The organism is Aestuariivirga sp. (assembly GCF_037139295.1).
Lineage (GTDB): Bacteria > Pseudomonadota > Alphaproteobacteria > Rhizobiales > Aestuariivirgaceae > Aestuariivirga.
Window position 1 is genome coordinate 1 of the sequence record NZ_JBAXGR010000303.1, and the last position, 1,667, is coordinate 1,667.

Sequence of the window (1,667 nt, forward strand, 5' to 3'; positions counted from 1 at the left end):
GTCTTGGGAGGGGTGTTAGGCAGGCTGAAGGAATATAGCCCCATCAGTAATGCGATGAGTGCGGCCAGCTTGAACATCCCCGAGTTATCCTCGAGCTGAAGTTTACTGATGAGCAAACCTGCACAAATCCAACCAATAGTGGCTGCGGTCATGACGATGGGGAACCATTTCGCAGGATTTGGCGTATGCGTGAGGGTAATCGTATTAATCAGTCCATGTCCGGCCATGTAGGTGAGCGTATAGATGATGAGCGATGGGTAGAAGACGTCGAAGCTCGTCTGCTTCGATATCCACCAAAGCAGACCCGCGCCAACTAAGTGAAGGACTCCGAGCAAGCGCTGTGCGGAGAAAAATCTGTCAGCGATAACCCCGATGATGAAGGGGGAGAATATGGCTCCAATGGCGGTGGTTCCGTAGGCTAGGCCTATCTGCCAGCCCTCAAAGCCGAGGCCACCTTTACTTGTATTGCCACCAATATAAAGATTCAGCGTATTGAACCAGCAACTCCACACGAAGTAGTGCAGAAAGGCCATCGCGGCTAAGCGGAGATATAGGGTAGGGGTCATGGGAAAGGTTTTTCGAGGGCGGCTTCGTAGATGGCGTCGACCATGCAAGCGGAGCCAAGCGCGGAGCGAAGCGGGTCGATGTCGGCGGCGCTATAACCGAGGTGCAGATGGCGGCACCAGCCTTGTGCTAGGGCGTATTTGCCGGAGAGTTCGCCCACGGCGGCGGACATCTTGTCGAGGGTATGCAGGTAGGAGTCCATGCCTTGGCTCTTATCCAGCCAGTCCTTCTGCGAGGCGTGGGCCGCGAGGGCTTGGCGGGCCTGATCTTGGACCGGGGCGACATCTACATAGAGGCCAGCGCGGACCTTCTGGCGCAGCGGCGTGCACAGGCCGTGGGGCATGGCGTGGTAAATCGTCACGTCGTGCGCGTAGGGTGTCGCCGGTGGGACGGTGTCGTAGTTGGGCATCCCGTGCGTGAAGGCGGCGGAGGTCGCGAGACGGGCGCAGGCCATATGGTCTTCCATGTAGTCGGACAGCGCGTGCGTGAGCACGATGTCGGCGCGGCTTTGGCGTATGACCGAGGCTACTTTACGCATGACCTCGATGTCGAAGGTCAGCGTCATGTCGTTGACGACTGGCGGGTAGAATTTCGCGCCGAGGATACGGGCGGCTTCTTGGGCTTCCGCGAGGCGCTTGGTCGCGGTCGTCGGGCCGTCCATCTGGACCGAGCCGCCGTTGCCGGCGCACAGATCGAAGTAGTGGAGTTCCCAGCCGCGCTGCGCGAGCTGCAGCATCGTCCCGGCGGCGAAGTATTCGACGTCGTCGGGGTGTGCGAAGATGGCGAGGCAGGATGGCATGGGTTCAGGCAACCTTGACCGGCTGGCCGCCGTTGGCTGCGCTCTGGTCGGCGGCGAAAATGACCTTAAAGGTGCGGAGGGCGTGGCGGAAACTCGTCAGCGGCATGTCCTGGCCCTTATCGAGCGCATCGAAGAATGCCTTGAACTGGGCCTGGTAGGGGTGGTCGCTGACGTCGCCGGAATCGAGCATCTTCATCGAGAGCCCGCTCCACTGCGCCTTGAAGGATAGCCCGGTCAATGGCACTTCCGCAAGCGTTGCCCTACTGCTGAGCGACTCGTGAGCCGGTTGCTCCCGCCGCCCGGG

Annotated in this window: 3 protein-coding genes; all 3 read right to left on the bottom strand. The window is 60.3% G+C overall.

Features of this window, described 5'->3' with window-relative positions; all coding sequences use genetic code 11:
* On the bottom strand, nucleotides 1–533 hold a 533-nt coding region (locus WCJ41_RS22125), incomplete at its 3' end, for a hypothetical protein (RefSeq protein ID WP_336907992.1).
* Between the two features lie 29 nt (nucleotides 534–562).
* Complete coding sequence (locus WCJ41_RS22130; RefSeq protein ID WP_336907993.1) at nucleotides 563–1,363, bottom strand: PIG-L family deacetylase; 801 nt, start codon at nucleotides 1,361–1,363, stop codon at nucleotides 563–565.
* A 4-nt stretch (nucleotides 1,364–1,367) separates the two neighbouring features.
* The coding region (locus tag WCJ41_RS22135) for a hypothetical protein (protein ID WP_336907994.1) at nucleotides 1,368–1,667 on the bottom strand (300 nt) is incomplete at its 5' end.

Bases quoted from the DNA above. Each gene is read 5' to 3' on its own strand.
- WCJ41_RS22130 (WP_336907993.1), bottom strand. From the start codon at position 1,363: ATGCCATCCTGCCTCGCCATCTTCGCACACCCCGACGACGTCGAATAC.